Origin of the sequence: Luteibacter sp. (assembly GCF_009912395.1) — a bacterium.
In the GTDB taxonomy this organism is placed as follows: domain Bacteria; phylum Pseudomonadota; class Gammaproteobacteria; order Xanthomonadales; family Rhodanobacteraceae; genus Luteibacter.
Genome location: NZ_WNDO01000001.1, coordinates 20,293 through 38,013, shown reverse-complemented (window position 1 = coordinate 38,013; position 17,721 = coordinate 20,293). Strand labels below are relative to the sequence as shown.

Here is a 17,721-nt window from a genome sequence, read left to right as displayed (position 1 = left end):
AAAACTCCGGTCAAGCCGTCTCGGCGAAGCGGACGAGGACGCTGTCGGCGTCCACGAAATCGCCCTGGGCGGCGGATATCGACTCGATGGTGCCGGCACGCGGCGCCTTCAAGGCAAGTTCCATCTTCATGGCTTCCATCACCAGCAGTTCCTGGCCTTCCTCGACCGTGTCGCCCGGTGCGGCACGCACCAGCACGATGCGTCCCGGCATCGGCGCCACCAGTTGCGCCGCACCGGCGCCTTCGGCGCCACCCCAGGCGAAGGCGGGGGCGCGTTCGAACAGCCAGCGGCGACCCTGTTCGTCGTGCAGGCGGACGCGGTTGCCCGTGATGGCGAGGGGAATCCGGCGCGAGCGGTCGTCGAAGCGCGCGGACAGCACGCCATCCACGAGGCGGGCGCCAGCCACGGTGCAGCTCGTGCCGCCTTCGTGAAGCACGTAATGACCGTCGTGGCCGTGGGCTTCGATCTCATGGCGGACATCGCCTTCCATCAAGGCCACGACACGCTTGCCGGCGTGACCCAGGCGCCAGGCGTCGGCGCTGGCCCAGGGCGAGTGCGGATCGCCGGATGCTCGGATCGGCGAGACTTCGTCGGCCAGCAGCAGCGCCACGGCGGCAGCGGAGCGTTCTGTGTCGCCCGCGACGGTGCCGGCGGCGAGGAATTGGTCGAGGTGGCGATCGAGATACCCCGTGTCGATGCGTCCCTCGACCACGATCGGATGCCGGGAGAGGCGCTCGAGAAAGGCCACGTTGGACTTGGGGCCCACGATGTCGGTAACGGCAAGTGCTTCGCGCAGGCGCTCCAGCGCCTGGGTGCGGTCGCGGTCGTGGACGATCAGCTTGGCGATCATCGGGTCGTAGAAGATCGTCACCGTGTCGCCTTCGACCACGCCGCCGTCGAGGCGCACATGGCGCGACGGTGTCGGCAGCCGCAGGGCGACCAGCTTGCCGGAGCCCGGCAGGAAGTTGGCTTCAGGATCTTCCGCGTACAGGCGTACCTCGATGGCGTGGCCGTTCGCGTGGATGTCTTCCTGGCGCAGGGGCAAGGGCAGGCCGGCGGCGACGCGCAGCTGCCATTCCACGAGGTCGAGGCCGAGGGTTTCCTCGGTGACGGGATGTTCGACCTGGAGACGGGTGTTCATCTCCATGAAGAAGAACTCGCCGTCCTGGCCCACGATGAACTCGACGGTGCCTGCGCCCACGTAGTCCACGGCGCGGGCCGCGGCGACGGCTGCCTCGCCCATGCGGGCGCGGCGGACCTCGTCGAGGAAGGGCGAGGGGGTTTCCTCCAGCACCTTCTGGTAGCGACGCTGGGCCGAGCATTCGCGTTCGTTGAGGTGGATCACGTTGCCGTGGGTGTCGCCGAACACCTGGAACTCGATATGGCGCGGATGCTCAACGTAGCGTTCGAGGATCACCCGGGTGTCGCCGAAGGCGTTGGCCGCCTCGCGCTGGGCGGATGCCAGGGCCTCGGCGAAGGCTGCTGCATCGCGCACGATGCGCATGCCCTTGCCACCGCCGCCCGAGGCGGCCTTGATCATCAGCGGGAAGCCGGTGCGCTCCGCCTGGGCGGCAAGGTGCGCGGGGTCCTGGTCTTCACCGTGGTAGCCGGGCACCAGCGGCACGGCGTGCTTTTCCATCAAGGCCTTGGCGGCCGCCTTGGAGCCCATGGCGTCGATGCTGGCGGGACGCGGGCCGATGAAGACGATGCCTGCCGCCTCGCAGGCGCGGGCGAAGTCGGTGTTCTCGGACAGAAAGCCGTAGCCCGGGTGGATGGCTTGCGCGCCCGTACGGCGGGCGACCTCGATGATGGCGTCGCCGCGCAGATAGGACTCGGCGGGGCGCGGACCGCCGATGGGCCAGGCCTCGTCGGCCAGGCGGACGTGCTGGGCGTCGGCATCGGCGGAGGAGTAGACGGCGACCGTGCGGATGCCCAGGCGGCGGCAGGTCCGGATCACGCGGCAGGCGATTTCGCCACGATTGGCAATCAGAATGCAGTCGAACATGCGGTTCCCGGCGTGGCGAAAAGGGGGAGTGGGAAACCGCCAAAACTAGCAGAATCCGCCGTCGTGGCGGGTTGCGGCGCAGCATCGGCGGCGCCGCGGATTTGCAGTGAGGGGGGCAGGTCCCCTAGCCTTGGACATCCGGGGACGGGTCTTCGCCCCCTTCTTTCCCTTTAAAGCGAGAATTTCATGCAGATCGCCGACCGCCACGCCGTTTCCTTCCATTACACGCTGACCGACGACCAGGGCAACGTCATCGACAGCTCGGAAGGTCGCGAGCCGCTGGCCTACATCCATGGCGAAGGCCACATCGTCCCGGGCCTGGAGAACGCCCTGGCTGGCCGCCAGACGGGCGACCAGTTCAAGGTCGACGTGGCGCCGGAAGAGGGCTACGGCGTGCGTCACGACGAACTCGTCCAGGTGGTGCCACGCGCGGCGTTCCAGGGCGTGGAAGACCTGCAGCCGGGCATGCAGTTCCAGGGTCGTAACGACCAGGGCTCGATCAACGTGACCATCGCCAAGATCGACGGCGACAACGTCACCGTCGACGGCAACCACCCGCTCGCCGGCCAGACCCTGCACTTCGCGGTGGAAATCACCAACGTGCGCGCCGCGACCGACGAAGAGCTGGCCCACGGCCACGTGCATGGTGAGGGTGGTCATCACCACTGATCGTCGAAAGCGCTGAACTGGTCGCGCGCCTTGCGCGCGACCAGTTATAACCTCAGTACCAATCGAGCAACGACACACCCACGCCCAGGTACGTCGCGTGGTGATTGTAGTCGATCATGCTCTCGCCATACCCGTTGAACACTTCCATGTAGCCGCGCAGGTTGTCGATCACCGGGAAGCTCCAGGTGAAGCGTAGCGAGCCATGCGAGCGGTCGCCGGTGCGGAACGAATGTCGTGCCGCCAGGGCGAATTCATTGCGGCCCAGTTCGTGCACGACCTGGATCTCACCCCGACCCATGTAGTCCTGGATATCCGGGTTGTCGTCGTTCTTGCGGTTTTCGGGGATGCGCCACCACGGACGCAGCATGATCGTCCAGCCCTCGCGTTCGAAGCCGATGTCCGCCACCACGCGATTCCAGCTGCGCGACAGCGGATTGGCCCGGCCGTTGGACTGGTGATTGATGCCGATGCTGGCCAGGCGGCCCGTCCAGCCGAACACGTCGTAATGCGTGTTGAAAACGAGCAGGGCCTCGGGCTCGTAGTTGGTTTCGCGGAAGGGGCGCGAATTCTCCTTGTTGTAGACCTGCCAGCGCGACGACTGGGTATAGCCCACCCAAAGATCGCCATTGTCGCCAAAGAGGGTTTCGGCGACCTTGGTCTTGAGTGATATCTGAAACTTCGATTCGACCTTGTCGAGGTCCTGCGGCGTGGTGACGGTGCGGCCTTCCGCCGGACTGTGCGGCAAGGTGTTCTGCCGGGACGCCATGAAGACGGGCAGGGCATAGGTGGGCTTGTAGCCGCGCAGGTTGAGCGTACCCAGTTTGGACTCGGGTGATAGTTCCCAGCGGCTGTCCAGCAAGGATAGCGGACGCGCGACATCGCGCGAGTTGCGCGTGGCGAGGTCCACACTGACGGAGTCGGCCTTGATGTCTTCTTTCTTCGCGGCCTGTGGCATCTGCGTGCGACCCACGGCCTTGTCATAGCAGAGCAGTCGCTGCGCATCGGTTTCGATGGCCGAGCAGGCACGGATGTCCGTGGGGCTGGGGTTCTGCGCGAACGCCAGTCCCGCATGGATGCAGGCCCAGGCGCCGAGCGCACGCGCGGCGGTGTGACGATTCATGGTTGGCTCCCTTGGATCGGCGCTCCGGCCGATCGACGCGGGGAGTGTAGCCGCTGCCGATGTGTGAAAAACGTGCAGCGGCGCCATGAACGAAAACGGAGGGCCGAAGCCCTCCGTCATAGGTGCATCGGATCGTTCGCGGTTACTGGCCGCTGGCGCCCGACTTCTTTACCCAGGCTTCGTACTGTGCCTTGGTGACCTTGCCGCTCTTGTGGCTTGCGTAGTCGAAGTCATTGGCCAGCAGCGGATACTGCGACGCGTCCTTCTCGGTGATATAGCCCTTCTTGCCCGCCAGCGACTTGAAGTCCGGGGCGGGGCCGGACGGCTTGGCGGGCGCCGGCGCGCTGTTCACCGTGACCTGACCTTGCGGCGTGTTCATGGCGGCGGCTCCGCCCGGCGGCGGGGGCGGCGGGGCTGCAGATGCCGGTTGCGGCGGCATGGCCGGCGCGGGCGGGTTCTGCTGCATCGTCGCGTCGTTGGCCGGCGGCGGAGGCGGGGGTGGCATCGAGCCCGGCGGCGGGGGCGGCGTCGCCTCACCCGGCGGCGGCGGTGGAACCTGCTGGCCGGCGGCCGGCACGTTCTGTGCGAACGCGGTACCGGCCATGAGCAGTGAAGCACCGAGGATCGCGGCGCGAACTTGCTTCTTCATGAAAGCCTCCTTGGGTCAGCGTGGTAAGGTATCGCGGCATAGTTTCCGCGACGGCATTGCCGACGCTAGCAAGGAGCGTTTTAATGGCGGCCCAACTGCGAACAGGCCTCCACCGTGGCGTCACGCGCATCCGACGATCCCTCCACGCGCCCTGTGCTCTCCCATCGCTCTGCCCAGTTGCTGCATCTCGCGGCGCAGGGCCTGTTGCGCAAACGCACGCGCAAGGCGAGGCCCACGGACGTCGATGCCTGCATCGCCGCGATGGAGGTGTTGCAGATCGACACCATCCATGTGGTGGCACGAAGCCCCTATCTCGTGTTGTTCTCCCGGCTCGGCGCGTACCGGTCGGAATGGCTCGACGACGCGCTCGCCGAGGGGCGCATCGCCGAATGCTGGGCGCACGAGGCCTCGTTCGTGCCGGCTGCCGAATACCGTTATCACCGCGATTATCGACTGGGTCGTGCGGGCCACTGGGCATCGAAGAACGCCAGGCGTGCGCATGACGAATCCCGCGCGGACATGGACGCATTGCTGCACCGAATCCGCGAGCAGGGGCCGCTGCGCGCGGCAGACTTCGAGCGCGAATCGCCGGGGACGTCAGGGTGGTGGGGATGGAAGCCCGAGAAGCGCTGGCTGGAGGCCTGGTTCGCCCTGGGCGACCTGATGGTGTTGCGACGCGATCGGTTCCAGCGCGTCTACGACCTGGCGGAACGGGTGACGGCGCGCTGGTCCGATCCGCCCCCACAGGCGTCGATGGACGAAGACGCGGTCCGCAGGCATTTCATCTTGCGCAGCGTTCATGCACTGGGCATCGCGAAGGCGCGCTGGATCGCCGACTATTTCCGCCTGCGTCCGCGTGTCACGCCTGCCGAACTCGCGCCGCTCGTCGCTGAGGGCATGCTGCTCGAGGTGGATGTCGTGGGATGGGACGAGCCCGCCTATGTGCATCGCGATCACGCGGATCTTCTTGGCGAGGCGGCTCGCGGCGCACTGCGGGCGACGCGCAGCACGTTGCTGTCGCCTTTTGATCCCGTCGTGTGGGATCGTGCGCGGGCGCTGGATCTGTTCGGGTTCGAGTACACGATCGAGTGCTACGTGCCGGCGGCCAAGCGCCGCTACGGCTACTACGTGTTGCCCATTCTGCATCGCGGCCGCCTGGTGGGCAGACTCGACGCCAAGGCGCACCGGCAGGCGGGGCTTTTCCAGGTGCTGGGCCTATGGCTGGAAGACGGTGTGGAGCCTACCCAGGAGCTGCTCAAGGGCGTCGCCGCCGCGATCCATGAATGCGCGGATTGGCACGGCACGCCTCGGATTGCCGTGGACGCCGGCCGCCCCAGGGGGCTGGCCGGCTTGCTCACGCGTGCCTTGGCTGTGCGATCAGCGGGTTGAGGCGGGGGCGGGCACGTCCGTGCAGGACCGGCCCTTGAGCACGTCCTTCAGCTGGCTGGCCAGCGAGGAGCAGCGGGCGCCGAGCTGGTCGCGCATGTCCGGATCCTGGGACTGCTTGAGCAGGCTCGTCCGCATCATCTCGTAACGCGATTCGATCTGGTCGCGGGGGAACACGCCTGCTGCCAGATGGCAGCTCTTGTAGCTGGCGAGGTACTCGTCACAGGCGGCGATACCCGTGCTGTCGGGCAGCGGGGCTTCCTTCGCGGCGATCGGGCGGGCGCTTGTGGTGTTCGTCTTGGTGACGGTCTTGCTGGTTCCCGATGTGGCGGGGGCCGCCGTCGTGGACGTCGTCGTCCGGGTCGAGGTGCTGGTGGAGCGGGTGTTGTGGTCCGAGCAGGCCGCCAGGGCCAGCAGGCCGAGGGCCAGCGGAAGAATACGAGTCAGGGATTGGGTCATGGTCGGCGGTCCCCCTTGTTGAGCGTGGGCAGTGGATGGTCTGGTGGTCGCACGAGGCATGCGACACTTCGCAAGGATGTGCCCGGAATGGGTGAACGTGGCGTTAGCGGCCGGACCGGGCCGGCCTCGAACGGTTCCCGGCATCGCTATTTGTCTCAGAGCCGAGTATGATCGCCGCACTGTGTTTGCCGGGGTCATTGAGTTACGTTGACCCGATGCCGCTGATCACGAGTCCGCAACATCGCTTCGCTCCTCGCGTTTCCTTGCACACCAGTAAGCGGTAACTTCTCATAAGTTACTGGTTTTATTCGTTATGATTGTTATTGGAGTGTTTCTATGTCGGATCGTGAGATCGGCACCGTCAAGTGGTTCAACGACGCCAAGGGCTTCGGCTTCATTTCCCGTGAGAACGGCCCGGACGTGTTCGTGCACTTCCGTGCCATCCAGGGTAACGGCTTCAAGTCGCTCGCCGAGGGCGATAAGGTCTCCTTCAAGGTCGTCACCGGCCAGAAGGGCCTGCAGGCTGAGGAAGTGAACAAGGCCTAAGCCTCGTTCATTTTTGAAGTTTGAAAAGCCGGGCCGAAACGCCCGGCTTTTTTATTTGGGCAAACGCTGAAGTGATCATGCCGAATCTGCATATAATCCATGTCGTCTTTTTCTGACATGCAGGGCGGTCGGCATAATTACCTGTTGAGGCAATAGCTTCCGGATGATGGTCGGCGTGGTTTGGGACGGTTGGATGGACCAATTCCGGAATAGAGGGCTTGATTTCGCGGTTTCTTCACGTATCAAGGCGTGATCGGCGTCAAAAATTCGCCCCCTGTAGGAATTCCCCTACAGAACTTCCGGAAAATGTGGTTATGATCCCCTTACTGTGTTTGCGCGGTCACGCGAGTGACCCGATGTAAGCGACTCTTTACGCTCCATCGCATCACCCCACCATGCATTCCCAGTAACGTCGCCGGCCCGTCGGCCGGGTTTTTGTGTGTTCGATAGAGGTGTGTGTAATGGCAACTGGTACGGTGAAGTGGTTCAACGACGCTAAGGGTTTTGGTTTCATCACTCAGGACGAGGGTGGCCCCGACGTGTTTGTGCATTTCCGTTCGATCCAGGGCAACGGCTTCAAGTCGCTGCAGGAAGGTCAGAAGGTGGAATATACGGTGACGCAGGGCCAGAAGGGCCCGCAGGCCGATAACGTCGTCCCGAAGTAAGGTGACGATCGACGGATCGGGTTTACCTCTCGCATCCGAGTCGACTTCCGCTCCCCCGGGTCCTGTCCCCGGGGGAGTTTTTGTTTGTCCGTAGGAAGCCCATGAGTCAGCCCCAGGTCACCCCCGGCCTCTCGGTGGAATGCATTCCTCTTCGCATGGCGGACGGTGCCCAGGCCGATCTCATGCTCTACAGGCCGTCCGGGGACACTCGGGCCAGCCTTCTCTGGGTTCCGGCGATGGGCGTCTCGGCAAAGCACTACCGGGGGCTGGCGCAGGCACTGGCCGCGCGTGGTGTCGCCGTCGGCGTGCACGAATGGCGGGGCCATGGATCGAGCGACCGGCGGGCTGGCCGGCGACAGGACTGGGGATACCGGGAACTGCTTGGGGACGACCTGCCGCGCAGTCTCGATGCCCTGCGCGAGGTTTCGCCCGGCTCGCCCCTGCTGGTTGGGGGCCATAGCCTTGGCGGTCAACTCGCCTGCCTGCTGGCCGCAACGACATCGGCACCGTTGTCCGGCGTCGTGCTTGTCGCGAGCGGCGCGCCCTACTGGCGACGCTTCAAGCCGTGGACGTACGTCGCCTACCTGTTGGCGCCGGTGCTTGCGAACCTCGTCGGTCGTTTGCCGGGGCATCGTATCGGCTTCGGTGGCAACGAGGCGCGCGGTGTCATTGCGGATTGGGGTCGCAGTGGGCGAACAGGGCGCTACGCTGCGCGCGGCATGCCGGTGGATTTCGAGTCGGCGCTGTCACGCCAGAAGGCGCCCGTACACGCGTGGCTGCTTCGTGATGACTGGCTCGCGCCCATGCCGTCGCTTGAGTGGTTGCTCGACAAGATGCCCGGCGCGCCGAGGGTCGCCACCGTGCTGTCCAGTGATGATCTCGACGGCGCGAAGGCGGATCATTTCGCATGGATGAAGGCGCCGGAACCATTGGCTCAGCGTATTGCCGACAGCCTCTGAGGGAACGGTAACGGCTCTTGCGTTAGGCTTGCAGGCAGTCTTTCCGGAGCGTGACGATGACTGTGGATCTTATCGACGGCAAGCAGCGCGATCTCGGCGACGGTTTCGTCGTGCGTCGCATGTTGCCTCACCTGAAAGCCCGCCATGTCGGTCCCTTCGTCTTCTTCGACCAGATGGGGCCGGCAGCGTTTGGTGAGGACACCGGCATGGATGTGCGCCCGCATCCGCATATCGGCCTGGCGACAGTCACCTGGTTGTTCGATGGAGCGATCCGTCATCGCGACAGCCTGGGCAGTCATGTCGATATCCATCCGGGCGACGTGAACTGGATGACCGCCGGTCGCGGCATCGTGCATTCCGAGCGTACGCCGCCTGACGAGCGTCATCGTGGCCAGAACTTGCATGGCATCCAGGTGTGGGTGGCGTTGCCGAAGACCCACGAAACGATCGCGCCCGAGTTCCATCACCATCCGGCGAGCAAACTGCCCGTGGTGGCCGTCGATGGCGGTCGATTGGTGGTGATTGCCGGCGATGCCTTTGGCGTCACTTCGCCCGTGCGCGTGTTCGCACCGATGTTCTTCGTCGAGGCGCGCCTGAAGCAGGGTGCGCGGTTGTCGATGCCGGCGCAGCATGCGGAGTGGGGCGCCTATGTGGTCGAAGGTAAGGCCCGTTTTGGCAACCAGCCGTTGAATGCTCTGGATATGGCCGTCGCGCATGGCGGCGAGCCGCCGGTGCTCGAAGCGCTGGAGGATTCGCTTGTCATGCTTTTCGGTGGCGCGCCGCTCGATGGCGAACGCCATCTGTGGTGGAATTTCGTTGCCAGCTCGAAAGAACTGATCGAGGCGGCCAAGGCGGATTGGGCTGCGTCGGCGGAGCGGTTTCCCGTCGTGCCCGGTGATGAACACGAGCGTATTCCCTTGCCTGCGTATTGATCGGGAGGTCACCCATGGCCACGTTCAGCAGCTTTCGCGAGTTCTATCCCTACTACCTGGGTGAACATGCCGACCTGCGCTGCAGGCGACTGCATTTCGCCGGTAGCTGGGTGGTGCTGTTGGTCGTGGCCGTGACCATCGCCAGTGCCAACGCGTGGTGGTTGTTGCTCGCGCCTGTCGCGGGCTACGGCTTCGCGTGGGTGGGGCACTATGTATTCGAAAAGAACCGTCCCGCCACGTTCACCCATCCGCTGTACAGCCTGATGGGTGATTGGCGCATGTTCTGGGATGTTCTCCGTGGACGCGTCCGGCTGCGTTGAACGCAAGCCGGACGCGTCATGATCAAATGTTTCACGCGACCTCGGTGACGGGCAGCGGCACGCCTTCCCGGGCCGCCCGGCGGCTTGCGCTCCATTCGTCCAGGCGCATCTCGTCGCGAGCGACGCGGCAGGTGTCGACCAGGCGTTCGACATCCGTATCGCTCATGCCTGCGTTCAAGGTGAGACGTAGCAGCGATCAATTCAGGGTGGTCGCCGGTGCGCTGAACACGGAACCAAAGATGCCGTACCGCTCCATGACGTCGCGAAAGTGGGCGGTCAGCAGTTCACCGCCGCCTTCGAGGGCCACGATCTGCTCGGTGCCATCTGCGATGGGGTAGCCCAACGCCAGCAATTCCCGTCGCACATGCCGGGTCACGTCGCGCAATCGATGGCGACGCCAGCCTTCCGCCTGGATGACGCGATGGGAGGCGCTGAGGCCGGCCAGTTCGTGCGGAAGCAACGAGGAGCTGAAGATGGCGGGGAGTGCCTCGCAACCGAAGTAGTCCTTGAATCTTGTGGTGCAGGCGATGAAGCCGGCGCGGCTGCAGTAGGCCTTGGCGAGGCTGGCGGTGATGAAATGTACCCGGTCGTTGAGTCCGAGGCTGGCCACCAGGCCTTCACCGAGGTTGCCGTGGGTACCAAGCGAGTGCGACTCATCCACGATGAGTACGCAGCCGTTCGCCTCGGAGATATCCGCGATACGTTCCAGGGGCGCAAGGCTGCCGTTGGTGCTGTAGACCGAATCGACCACGATCACGCCCGGGCCGTTGCGCAGGATCTGCCGTTCGAGATGGGTCACGTCGTTGTGCAGGATGGATACGGCCTTGGCGCCCGCACTGCGAACGCCTTCCCACAGCGACGCGTGGGCCAGCATGTCGACGTAGACAGGTATGCGATCTTCCGCAATGGACTGGATGAGGCCGACGTTGGCGGCATAGCCGGATTGGGCGAGGATGCCGTCCTCGCTACCCACCGCGCGAGCCAGTTCGCGTTCGGCGCGATGGATCGGCTCGTCGGCATCCTGTTGGAACAGGGCGGACATCATCATGCCCAGGCCGCCCTTGCTAAGAGCGTCGCGTTGGGCTTCCACGATGGCCGGGTGTCCGGCGATCGCCAGGTAGTCGTTGCTCTGGAGCATCAACGCATCGGCCTGGGGACGGCGGCCGCGCAAAATGTGACGACCACCCCAGTCGATGGCGACGCGTTCGTTGTGGAATTTCTCTACCCTGCGATGGACGAAATCAGGGAGTGCCGGCGCCTTCGCGATGCGGTGCAGAACGGATACTTTCTCCATGGTCATCTCTCTGTCGGTGTTGGGGATGGGCGATATCCACGTGCGCCGTACACGGCGTACTGCGCACGCGCGCAGACCTCGCCCGGCCGGCGCGTAATGTTGGATGAGGCATCCTTACGGATTCGCGGACGAATCCTGCCTCGTGCCTTACCAGAGAGACGTCGTTAACCCGGTCGGGTATGAACGACAATGCCTATGCTGTTGGCAGGGGATGTCACCGAGGCCCGGATAGTGGGCCACGGTGACATCGCACTGCTTGAGAAATTTGGACAACTCAGATGAAGCGTGGGCGACTATCTGCTGACAGGCTCAGATCCTGTTCACGCAGCCACGTACGGTAGGATTTCACGTGCTGGAGCCGGAACCGTTCCACGTCATCGATGAGCGCGTAGTAGTACCACTGCTCGCCTGAAACCGCCGTTGCGGGGTACATGTGCGCTTCCGGGTTCTCCACGCCCTTGTGGTAGAAGCCGTCGCGAGATGCGAACCAGGGCAGGGCCTCGCCGCTGCGCAGCGCAACGAGAACCGCCGTGGGGGCGCCCAGATCTGCCGCAATTTCATAGTGCGTACGCAGGTCTTCGTCGGTCTGGACCAGCAGGAACCGACCGATTCCCCATGCATCCACCAACAACAGGCCCGTCGGGTTGCAGTGCACGTAGCACTCCACGGGCTGGAACGTCGCGGTGACGCTCTGAAGTACTTCGCGGAACGCCGGATCGCGCAGGAATCGGAAGTTGCCCAGCGCGAGCGTCTCGGCGACGAAGGCGCTGGCACGGTCGAAGTAGCGGCGCTGCAGCTCGACGATGGCCGTTTGCAGTTTCTCGATCGCGAGCGGGTCGCTCTTGCGGATGAAGCGGTCGATCACGCCCGAATTGAACGCGTCGATGGCCGTGGCGTCATCGGCCCGGCCAGTGAGAAGAATTTTGCCGATATGGGGATTTGGCAGGCGCTTGCAGAACGTGATGCCGTCCATTTCCGGCATGGCCTGGTCGACCACCACCACCGAGATTTCGGCGAATCGCTCGGGGTCGTAGACCACACGATGGATGGAGTCGATGTCCAGCGCCACCAGTTCCTGCGTCTCGGATGGGCGGTCCTTCCAGCGATAGAGCCAGCCGCCGCCGGGCACGGGACGGCTACCGTTGTTGCCCAGGGTGGCAAGCGCGCTGCGCGGGGAGCTGAAGGTGCGTACGCGGACCATGGGGTCGAGCAGCAGCGGCACGACGTCGAGGTATTCCTCGTGGTCGTCCACCAGCACCGTGGTGGTGGGAAAATGGAAGGGCTGGATATCGCCCTGCGAGTTCAACGTCATCACTGCCGGTCCCCGGAATCTGGATGCGGGAAAGTTAGGATGAATTCGGTGAACTCACCCAGGTTGGTTCGGCAGACGATGCTACCGCCCATATGCTCCATCGCCGCGCGGCAAAAAGCGAGGCCTATGCCCAGGCCGGTCACGGTGCCGGCGCCTGCGCTGGTGCTGGCGTAGGAGTAGAAACGGTTGAATATGCGGGGAAGGACATCCGGGGGGATGCCCGGGCCGGTGTCATACACGCGGATCCGGTTGGCCGGTTCGTCAGGTTCTACGAAGATCCGGATATCGCCCTTGCCGGCGCGATCGGTATGGAAAAGCGCATTCCTCAGCAGGTTGAAGAGGATATGCACCACGAGCGTCTCCTCGCCCCTGAGAGCGAAGTCGCCGTTCGGTGACAGCACGATCCGCTCGCGCTCCGCCCGGGAGCCATAGGGAAAGCGGCGCAGGGCCTGCTCCACGCAGTCGCGGGCGCTCAGGGGTGACAGCGGCACCTCGCCGATGGGCCGGGCCGAGAGAAGGAGCATGTCGATGATGGTGTTCGCGTAGGTGACCTCGCGCTCCATGACCCCGATGCTGCGCTCCAGCGCATGCAGGTTCTGGGTGCGGATTTCCGGCACCGGCAGGCCCTCGCTTTCGGCAAGGCGGTGGCTGCGCAGCAGGTCGGGCATGAAGCGGGCCACGGCTCGTGCGGCGATGCGCAACGAGCCCAGCGGCGTGCGAAGCTCGTGGGCGATGTTGTTCGATGCTGCCGTGAGGGCGTCGATCCGCGATTGCTCGGCCATGTTGGACGACACCGTGCAGGTGGCGCCGCCCACCATGCCGAACAAAAGCAGGGGAATGTATTCCAGCATGGTCTGGCCGTGCAGGTGCGCGTCCGGCGACAGGGCGAAGACCAAGGCGGCGAGCAGGCTGCCCAGGGTGAACACCAAGAAGAAACTGGCGATGTCAAACAGCATCATCAGCAGCATCACGCACGCCAGGTGGGTCATCAGCCAGGCGGGCGTGGCGTTGCGCAGGGTCATGTAGCCCACGAAGAACGGCATCGCGACGGTCATCGCGAAATACCAGTAAGTGGGCAGGTGGGTACGCAGGCGTCGCGGCCACCACGGCAGCAACGCCAGTGGTATGAACGTGGCGCTGCAGATCAGCCGCATCGGCAGGTTTTCGTACGGCTGCGGGAACAGGTAGGCCCAGATCGGGTAGTACACCGCGAGCGAGAAGCTGCCCACCACGCCGATCGCCACCATCTTGGGCTGTGAGTAGCGTGTGCGCAGGAACATGGTGGTCTCGAAGCGCGCCATCGCGCGCAGGAGCAACCACCACTGCATGTGGACGAAGGGTTTCTGCGTTGGCGGCTTGTCGTCCATTGGGCTCATCTTGGCCTCCCCGGGCCCTCGCGGCGAACACCCTTCATCGGTACTGCCGGTGACAGGACTGGCAGGACTCACCGATCGGTGCCAGCGCCGCACCAAGTGCCGCACAGTCGCCCGGAGCCGCCGTCAGGGCGCGGTCCAGCGATGCGGTCAGCCGGTCGGTAGCGTCGTGAAAGCCCTTGTCCATGTCGGGAAAGGCCGCCCCGATGTCGCCCGCGTCCTGCCGCATGCGTCCCAGGTGGGCCGCGGTGCCCTTGGCTTCGCAGCGGTTCGCCCGCACGTCTTCGCGCAGCGCGCCCATGTGATGCTGCATCACCGCCATCACGGCCTTGTGGTAGGGCGTGCCCTGCCGCAACGCCGACAGGGCGAATGTCGCTCCGATCGCGCCGATGGCGAGACCGAGTAGGACGAGGAGCAGGGCGCGCATCGGATTTCCATGGACCATGAGACTGCCAGCATAGCCGACGGTCCGGTTCTTTCAATATGAGAGAATAGCCCCTTTGTCCCCAGCAGAGATTCCCGTGAGCAGCGCCCAGGCCGAGCGATTCGCCGGCATCGAACGGTTGTACGGTCGAGGCAGCCTGCAGAGCCTCGCCGACGCCCATGTCTGCGTGATCGGCGTCGGTGGCGTCGGATCCTGGGCCGCGGAGGCCCTGGCACGAAGCGGTATCGGCCGGTTGACCCTGATCGACGGGGACGATGTCTGCGTCTCCAATACCAACCGGCAGTTGCATGCCCTGGACGGCCAGTACGGCAAGCTCAAGGTGGGTGTCGTGGCCGAGCGCGCCCATGCCATCAACCCGCTGCTGCGCCTGGAGGCGGTTGAGAGCTTCCTTACCCCGTCCAATCTCGACGACCTGCTCGACAGGGGATACGACGTGGTGATCGATGCTTGCGACGCCCTCAAGGTGAAGCTGGAGACGATCGTCTGGTGCCGACGGCGCAAGCTGCCCCTGGTGACGGTGGGCTCTGCGGGTGGCCGCACCGATCCGACGATGATCCGTGTGCGGGACCTGTCGCGGACGGAGCATGACGCCATGCTCAGCATGATCCGCAAGAAGCTTCGCCAGGATCACGGCTTCCCCCGCAACCCTGATCGCTTCTTCGGTGTGTCCGCCGTCTATTCGCTGCAGAATGTCCAGTATCCGCAGGCCGACGGCAGTGTCTGCGGCGTGCGTCCGCCGGGTGGCGATGCCTTGAAGCTCGACTGCGGCGGTGGGCTCGGCGCGGCCACCCATGTGACCGGCGCCTTTGCCTTTGCCGCCGTCGGCAAGGCCCTGGAAAAGCTCACCAAGGCCGTCAAGGCCTGATCAGCGCAGGGCGGCGAGGGTCCGCAGGGCAGTTGTCAGTCGCTCCGGATCCTCTTCCGTCGCCAGGCTCAGTCTTAGCCCTTGAGGCTGGTCGTCGCCGATCCGTCGACCCAGCGTCGTCTTGATGCCTGCTTGTGCCGCTCGGGTGGCCCAGCCCTCGGCGTCGGCGCATGGCAGCCACGCGTGAAGCCCGTCCGCCGTCACCAGTGCCTCGCCCAGGATCGAGCGCGCCAGCGCGTTACGTTCGCGTAGTGCTGTCCTGAGCGTCTCCAGAAGCTCGTCCGCCGTGCCGTCCGTAAGCCAGTCGGCGACGATGGCAGGCCATAGTGCCGGCAGCCCGTCGGTGGCATCGGTGACGGTGCGGACGACTTGGGCGTGGCGTTCCGGGTTAGGCGCCATCAGCCAGCCGACACGCAGGCCGGGGCCGAGTACCTTGCCGATGCCGCCCGCGTGGAAGCAGCGTTCGGGTACGAGGCTGGCCAGTGACGGAAGACGATCCGTGGCAAGCGGCCCGTAGACATCGCCCTCGATGATCGTGAGTCCGAGCTGGGTCGCCACTTCCGCGATCTCGTGGCGACGCGTTGTGGGCATGGTGACGGTCGTGGGGTTGTGCAGCGTTGGCTGCACGTAGACCGTGCGAGCGCCTGTCGTGCGGGCGGCCTGCGCCAAGGCGGCGGGTAGCAAGCCCTGCTCATCCATCGCGACGGGAGCGATCCGCACGCCACGTGCCTCGGCGACGCCGCGGAAGCCGTGATAGGTCAACGCCTCCATGAGGAGGACATCGCCCTTCGCGCAGGTCATGTCCAGGGCGAGGGAAAGCGCATGTCGTGCGCCCAGGGTGAGCGTGAGCCGATCAACGGCGCCCGGACTTCCATGGCGATCCATCCAGCCCGCGATGGCCGCGAGCACCCGGGGGTGTCCCGCGGGGTACGGGTAACCCAGCGTGTCGGTATCGACAGCGTGCCGATGCAGGCGGTGGGTCAGCCGGCTCGCGACGACCGAGCGCAGCGGCAGGTTGACGGCAAGATCGTAGAAGGGACGCATATCGGCATTGTAGGCACATTACCCTTGCGGCCATGTGGTGCGTCTATCTGATCGAATGCCGTAACGGAGCGTGGTACGCGGGTATCACCAACGACCTTGCCGCGCGCTACGCCGCGCATGTGGCGGGCAAGGGTGCGTGGTACACGCGTGCCCATCCCCCCGTGCGCCTGCTTGGTTCGCGTCCGTTCCCCGACCGGTCCGCTGCGTCGAAGGCCGAATACGCATTGAAGCGGCTACCGAAGGGGCGGAAGTTGGCCTGGCTGGGGATTCAGGGCGACGAAGGCAGCGTGTAGTCGAGCTCGTAGCGGTGCGTGCCATCCGCGTCGATGACGATCTGCAGCGTGCCGGCGATGCCCTGGAGGCCGCCTTCGCCCGAATCCGGCACGATGCTGACATGCAGTTCACGGCTGTTCCCCGACATGATGCCGCGATGGACGAGCGAGAACGCACCCTTTCGGCCATGCAAGGTTCCGTCGACGCGCTCCACGGCGACGTAGGCCGCCGAGCCCTTCACGCTCGCGCTCACCGCCGTGAGCATGTGCCCTTTCGCCGCAGCGTCGAGGTCGCCGTGGTAGTGCTTGTCGAGCGCCAGGGTGCCGAGATGGTCGACGGCGCCTTCGGCGGTGCCGGCAGGGAGGATCTTTACGTCGAAAACGCCATATGCGGTCAGGGTCATGGGGCTACCGGTCAGGTTCGTGGAGCGGCTAGGATGCGCTGTCGCGGTTGTCGCGCCGAAGCAGGCTCGACGGCCCGCTCCGTACACGATGGGACAGGGTCGTCCCTCTGACAAGGGAGGCAACGCCATGGAAGCCACCTCGCACGCCCGACACATGCGCATTCCGCCCGACTGGGGCCATTGGATCGACGATTCGCTGCGTGCTGACGCCCGTGCGATCGACGTGCTCCAGACCCTGATCGACAACGGATTTGACGAGCGTACGTCGTGGACGGCGGTCAACGAGGCGCGGCAGCGGATCGAAGGGCAGGCTGTGTCGGCCGCGCAGCCAGCATCGCGCCCGTGGCGCGGACGCCTCGACGAGGGCCATGTCATCGATGCGGGGGATCGCGATGTCCGCGTGCTTGTCCGCCTTGCACAGCCGGTCGTTGCCGTGCTCGACGGCGTACTGTCGATCGAGGAGTGCGACGCGTTTCGCGACATGGCCGCGGCACGACTCAAGCGCTCCATGGTGGTCGGGGGGCAGCAGGGCGGCACCGTGGTGATGGACATCCGCACGAGCGACGGCGCCTATTTCCAGCGTGGCGAAAACGAACTCGTCGCGCGCCTGGATGCCCGCATCTCCCGGATCATGCGCTGGCCCGAGGAGCGCGGCGAAGGATTGCAGGTGATGCGTTACGGCGTCGGTGGCGAATACCAACCGCACTTCGATTACTTCGACCCCAACGAGGCGGGCGGTATCGCCTGCATGCGCGAGGGTGGCCAGCGCGTCGCCACGCTGATCATGTATCTCAACGATGTCGAAGGTGGTGGCGAGACGATCTTCCCCCGTGTCGATTTCAGCTACGTGCCACGCAAGGGCCAGGGTCTGTATTTCGAGTATGCGTCCGCCGATGGTCGGCTGGACCCGATGACTCTCCACGGTGGTGCTCCCGTGACATGTGGCGAGAAGTGGATCGTGACCAAGTGGATGCGGGAGCGGACGTTCCCCTGATTTCGTCG

At 65.1% G+C, this 17,721-nt stretch carries 21 protein-coding genes; 10 read left to right on the top strand and 11 right to left on the bottom strand.

Translation table 11 applies throughout. The annotated features are described in order from the left end of the window. Positions 1-10: 10 nt before the first annotated feature. On the bottom strand, positions 11-2,005 hold the full coding sequence (locus GAK28_RS00175; RefSeq protein ID WP_291773594.1) for a biotin carboxylase N-terminal domain-containing protein: 1,995 nt from the start codon (positions 2,003-2,005) through the stop codon (positions 11-13). Positions 2,006-2,191: 186 nt separating this feature from the next. Between GAK28_RS00175 and GAK28_RS00170 the strand changes: the two genes are divergently transcribed. Beyond that, positions 2,192-2,674, top strand: a complete 483-nt coding sequence (locus GAK28_RS00170; RefSeq protein ID WP_291773593.1) for a peptidylprolyl isomerase — start codon at positions 2,192-2,194, stop codon at positions 2,672-2,674. A 52-nt stretch (positions 2,675-2,726) separates the two neighbouring features. Here the strand turns inward: GAK28_RS00170 and GAK28_RS00165 are convergent, their stop codons facing one another. Both GAK28_RS00165 and GAK28_RS00160 read right to left on the bottom strand, forming a co-directional pair. Next, the gene (locus GAK28_RS00165) at positions 2,727-3,794 is read right to left on the bottom strand and encodes a phospholipase A (RefSeq protein WP_291773591.1); all 1,068 of its coding nucleotides are present in this window, start codon (positions 3,792-3,794) and stop codon (positions 2,727-2,729) included. Between the two features lie 142 nt (positions 3,795-3,936). Further along, positions 3,937-4,443, bottom strand: coding sequence for a hypothetical protein (locus GAK28_RS00160; RefSeq protein ID WP_291773589.1), 507 nt, complete (start codon positions 4,441-4,443; stop codon positions 3,937-3,939). Positions 4,444-4,557: 114 nt separating this feature from the next. Between GAK28_RS00160 and GAK28_RS00155 the strand changes: the two genes are divergently transcribed. Next, a complete protein-coding gene (locus GAK28_RS00155) occupies positions 4,558-5,832 on the top strand; it encodes a crosslink repair DNA glycosylase YcaQ family protein (protein WP_291773587.1) in 1,275 nt (424 codons plus the stop codon). Here GAK28_RS00155 and GAK28_RS00150 read toward each other — a convergent pair. Beyond that, positions 5,821-6,288: a hypothetical protein gene (locus GAK28_RS00150; protein ID WP_291773585.1), complete on the bottom strand. Its 468-nt coding sequence runs from the start codon at positions 6,286-6,288 to the stop codon at positions 5,821-5,823. The genes GAK28_RS00155 and GAK28_RS00150 overlap by 12 nt on opposite strands. A 336-nt stretch (positions 6,289-6,624) precedes the next feature. Here GAK28_RS00150 and GAK28_RS00145 point away from each other — a divergent pair, with 336 nt between their 5' ends. The 5 genes from GAK28_RS00145 to GAK28_RS00125 all read left to right on the top strand — a co-directional run bounded on the left by GAK28_RS00145 (position 6,625) and on the right by GAK28_RS00125 (position 9,710). After that, on the top strand, positions 6,625-6,834 hold the full coding sequence (locus tag GAK28_RS00145; RefSeq protein ID WP_291773583.1) for a cold-shock protein: 210 nt from the start codon (positions 6,625-6,627) through the stop codon (positions 6,832-6,834). Positions 6,835-7,295: 461 nt separating this feature from the next. Next, a complete protein-coding gene (locus GAK28_RS00140) occupies positions 7,296-7,499 on the top strand; it encodes a cold-shock protein (protein ID WP_089973954.1) in 204 nt (67 codons plus the stop codon). 101 nt (positions 7,500-7,600) lie between these two features. Beyond that, entirely contained in the window at positions 7,601-8,458 is an 858-nt protein-coding gene (locus tag GAK28_RS00135) for an alpha/beta fold hydrolase (protein ID WP_291773574.1), read from the top strand. Between the two features lie 56 nt (positions 8,459-8,514). Continuing rightward, entirely contained in the window at positions 8,515-9,390 is an 876-nt protein-coding gene (locus tag GAK28_RS00130; RefSeq protein WP_291773573.1) for a pirin family protein, read from the top strand. Between the two features lie 14 nt (positions 9,391-9,404). Beyond that, positions 9,405-9,710, top strand: a complete 306-nt coding sequence (locus tag GAK28_RS00125) for a DUF962 domain-containing protein (protein WP_291773571.1) — start codon at positions 9,405-9,407, stop codon at positions 9,708-9,710. 31 nt (positions 9,711-9,741) lie between these two features. Here GAK28_RS00125 and GAK28_RS00120 read toward each other — a convergent pair whose 3' ends face one another. The 5 genes from GAK28_RS00120 to GAK28_RS00100 form a co-directional block, all read right to left on the bottom strand. Then, positions 9,742-9,876, bottom strand: a complete 135-nt coding sequence (locus GAK28_RS00120; RefSeq protein ID WP_291773569.1) for a hypothetical protein — start codon at positions 9,874-9,876, stop codon at positions 9,742-9,744. Between the two features lie 30 nt (positions 9,877-9,906). Next, entirely contained in the window at positions 9,907-11,004 is a 1,098-nt protein-coding gene (gene cqsA, locus GAK28_RS00115) for an alpha-hydroxyketone-type quorum-sensing autoinducer synthase (protein ID WP_291773567.1), read from the bottom strand. Between the two features lie 274 nt (positions 11,005-11,278). Beyond that, positions 11,279-12,316 carry a response regulator gene (locus GAK28_RS00110; protein WP_291773565.1) on the bottom strand — a complete coding sequence of 346 codons (1,038 nt, stop codon included), beginning with the start codon at positions 12,314-12,316 and terminating at the stop codon, positions 11,279-11,281. Then, on the bottom strand, positions 12,316-13,692 hold the full coding sequence (locus GAK28_RS00105) for a HAMP domain-containing sensor histidine kinase (protein ID WP_291773563.1): 1,377 nt from the start codon (positions 13,690-13,692) through the stop codon (positions 12,316-12,318). Before GAK28_RS00105 ends, GAK28_RS00110 begins: the two co-directional genes overlap by 1 nt. Positions 13,693-13,726: 34 nt before the next feature. Then, positions 13,727-14,116, bottom strand: coding sequence for a cytochrome c (locus tag GAK28_RS00100; RefSeq protein ID WP_291773561.1), 390 nt, complete (start codon positions 14,114-14,116; stop codon positions 13,727-13,729). 94 nt (positions 14,117-14,210) lie between these two features. On the opposite strand from GAK28_RS00100, the gene GAK28_RS00095 reads away from it, so the two are divergent. Beyond that, entirely contained in the window at positions 14,211-14,999 is a 789-nt protein-coding gene (locus GAK28_RS00095) for a tRNA threonylcarbamoyladenosine dehydratase (RefSeq protein ID WP_291773559.1), read from the top strand. Here GAK28_RS00095 and GAK28_RS00090 read toward each other — a convergent pair whose 3' ends face one another. Further along, complete coding sequence (locus GAK28_RS00090) at positions 15,000-16,043, bottom strand: PLP-dependent aminotransferase family protein (protein WP_291773557.1); 1,044 nt, start codon at positions 16,041-16,043, stop codon at positions 15,000-15,002. Positions 16,044-16,075: 32 nt separating this feature from the next. Between GAK28_RS00090 and GAK28_RS00085 the strand changes: the two genes are divergently transcribed. Further along, positions 16,076-16,336 (top strand): GIY-YIG nuclease family protein, encoded by a 261-nt coding sequence (locus tag GAK28_RS00085; protein ID WP_291773555.1) that lies wholly within the window; start codon positions 16,076-16,078, stop codon positions 16,334-16,336. Here GAK28_RS00085 and GAK28_RS00080 read toward each other — a convergent pair. Then, positions 16,312-16,719 carry a DUF3224 domain-containing protein gene (locus GAK28_RS00080; protein WP_291773553.1) on the bottom strand — a complete coding sequence of 136 codons (408 nt, stop codon included), beginning with the start codon at positions 16,717-16,719 and terminating at the stop codon, positions 16,312-16,314. The two genes, GAK28_RS00085 and GAK28_RS00080, sit on opposite strands and share 25 nt — an antisense overlap. Before the next feature lie 127 nt (positions 16,720-16,846). Here GAK28_RS00080 and GAK28_RS00075 point away from each other — a divergent pair, with 127 nt between their 5' ends. Further along, positions 16,847-17,713: a 2OG-Fe(II) oxygenase gene (locus GAK28_RS00075; RefSeq protein ID WP_291773551.1), complete on the top strand. Its 867-nt coding sequence runs from the start codon at positions 16,847-16,849 to the stop codon at positions 17,711-17,713. Positions 17,714-17,721 lie beyond the last annotated feature (8 nt).

Bases quoted from the DNA above. Each gene is read 5' to 3' on its own strand.
- GAK28_RS00080 (WP_291773553.1), bottom strand. From the start codon at position 16,719: ATGACCCTGACCGCATATGGCGTTTTCGACGTAAAGATCCTCCCTGCC.
- GAK28_RS00085 (WP_291773555.1), top strand. From the start codon at position 16,076: ATGTGGTGCGTCTATCTGATCGAATGCCGTAACGGAGCGTGGTACGCG.
- cqsA (WP_291773567.1), bottom strand. From the start codon at position 11,004: ATGGAGAAAGTATCCGTTCTGCACCGCATCGCGAAGGCGCCGGCACTC.
- GAK28_RS00100 (WP_291773561.1), bottom strand. From the start codon at position 14,116: ATGCGCGCCCTGCTCCTCGTCCTACTCGGTCTCGCCATCGGCGCGATC.
- GAK28_RS00125 (WP_291773571.1), top strand. From the start codon at position 9,405: ATGGCCACGTTCAGCAGCTTTCGCGAGTTCTATCCCTACTACCTGGGT.
- GAK28_RS00175 (WP_291773594.1), bottom strand. From the start codon at position 2,005: ATGTTCGACTGCATTCTGATTGCCAATCGTGGCGAAATCGCCTGCCGC.
- GAK28_RS00165 (WP_291773591.1), bottom strand. From the start codon at position 3,794: ATGAATCGTCACACCGCCGCGCGTGCGCTCGGCGCCTGGGCCTGCATC.
- GAK28_RS00075 (WP_291773551.1), top strand. From the start codon at position 16,847: ATGGAAGCCACCTCGCACGCCCGACACATGCGCATTCCGCCCGACTGG.
- GAK28_RS00150 (WP_291773585.1), bottom strand. From the start codon at position 6,288: ATGACCCAATCCCTGACTCGTATTCTTCCGCTGGCCCTCGGCCTGCTG.
- GAK28_RS00145 (WP_291773583.1), top strand. From the start codon at position 6,625: ATGTCGGATCGTGAGATCGGCACCGTCAAGTGGTTCAACGACGCCAAG.
- GAK28_RS00105 (WP_291773563.1), bottom strand. From the start codon at position 13,692: ATGAGCCCAATGGACGACAAGCCGCCAACGCAGAAACCCTTCGTCCAC.
- GAK28_RS00170 (WP_291773593.1), top strand. From the start codon at position 2,192: ATGCAGATCGCCGACCGCCACGCCGTTTCCTTCCATTACACGCTGACC.
- GAK28_RS00130 (WP_291773573.1), top strand. From the start codon at position 8,515: ATGACTGTGGATCTTATCGACGGCAAGCAGCGCGATCTCGGCGACGGT.
- GAK28_RS00160 (WP_291773589.1), bottom strand. From the start codon at position 4,443: ATGAAGAAGCAAGTTCGCGCCGCGATCCTCGGTGCTTCACTGCTCATG.
- GAK28_RS00090 (WP_291773557.1), bottom strand. From the start codon at position 16,043: ATGCGTCCCTTCTACGATCTTGCCGTCAACCTGCCGCTGCGCTCGGTC.
- GAK28_RS00120 (WP_291773569.1), bottom strand. From the start codon at position 9,876: ATGAGCGATACGGATGTCGAACGCCTGGTCGACACCTGCCGCGTCGCT.
- GAK28_RS00140 (WP_089973954.1), top strand. From the start codon at position 7,296: ATGGCAACTGGTACGGTGAAGTGGTTCAACGACGCTAAGGGTTTTGGT.
- GAK28_RS00110 (WP_291773565.1), bottom strand. From the start codon at position 12,316: ATGACGTTGAACTCGCAGGGCGATATCCAGCCCTTCCATTTTCCCACC.
- GAK28_RS00135 (WP_291773574.1), top strand. From the start codon at position 7,601: ATGAGTCAGCCCCAGGTCACCCCCGGCCTCTCGGTGGAATGCATTCCT.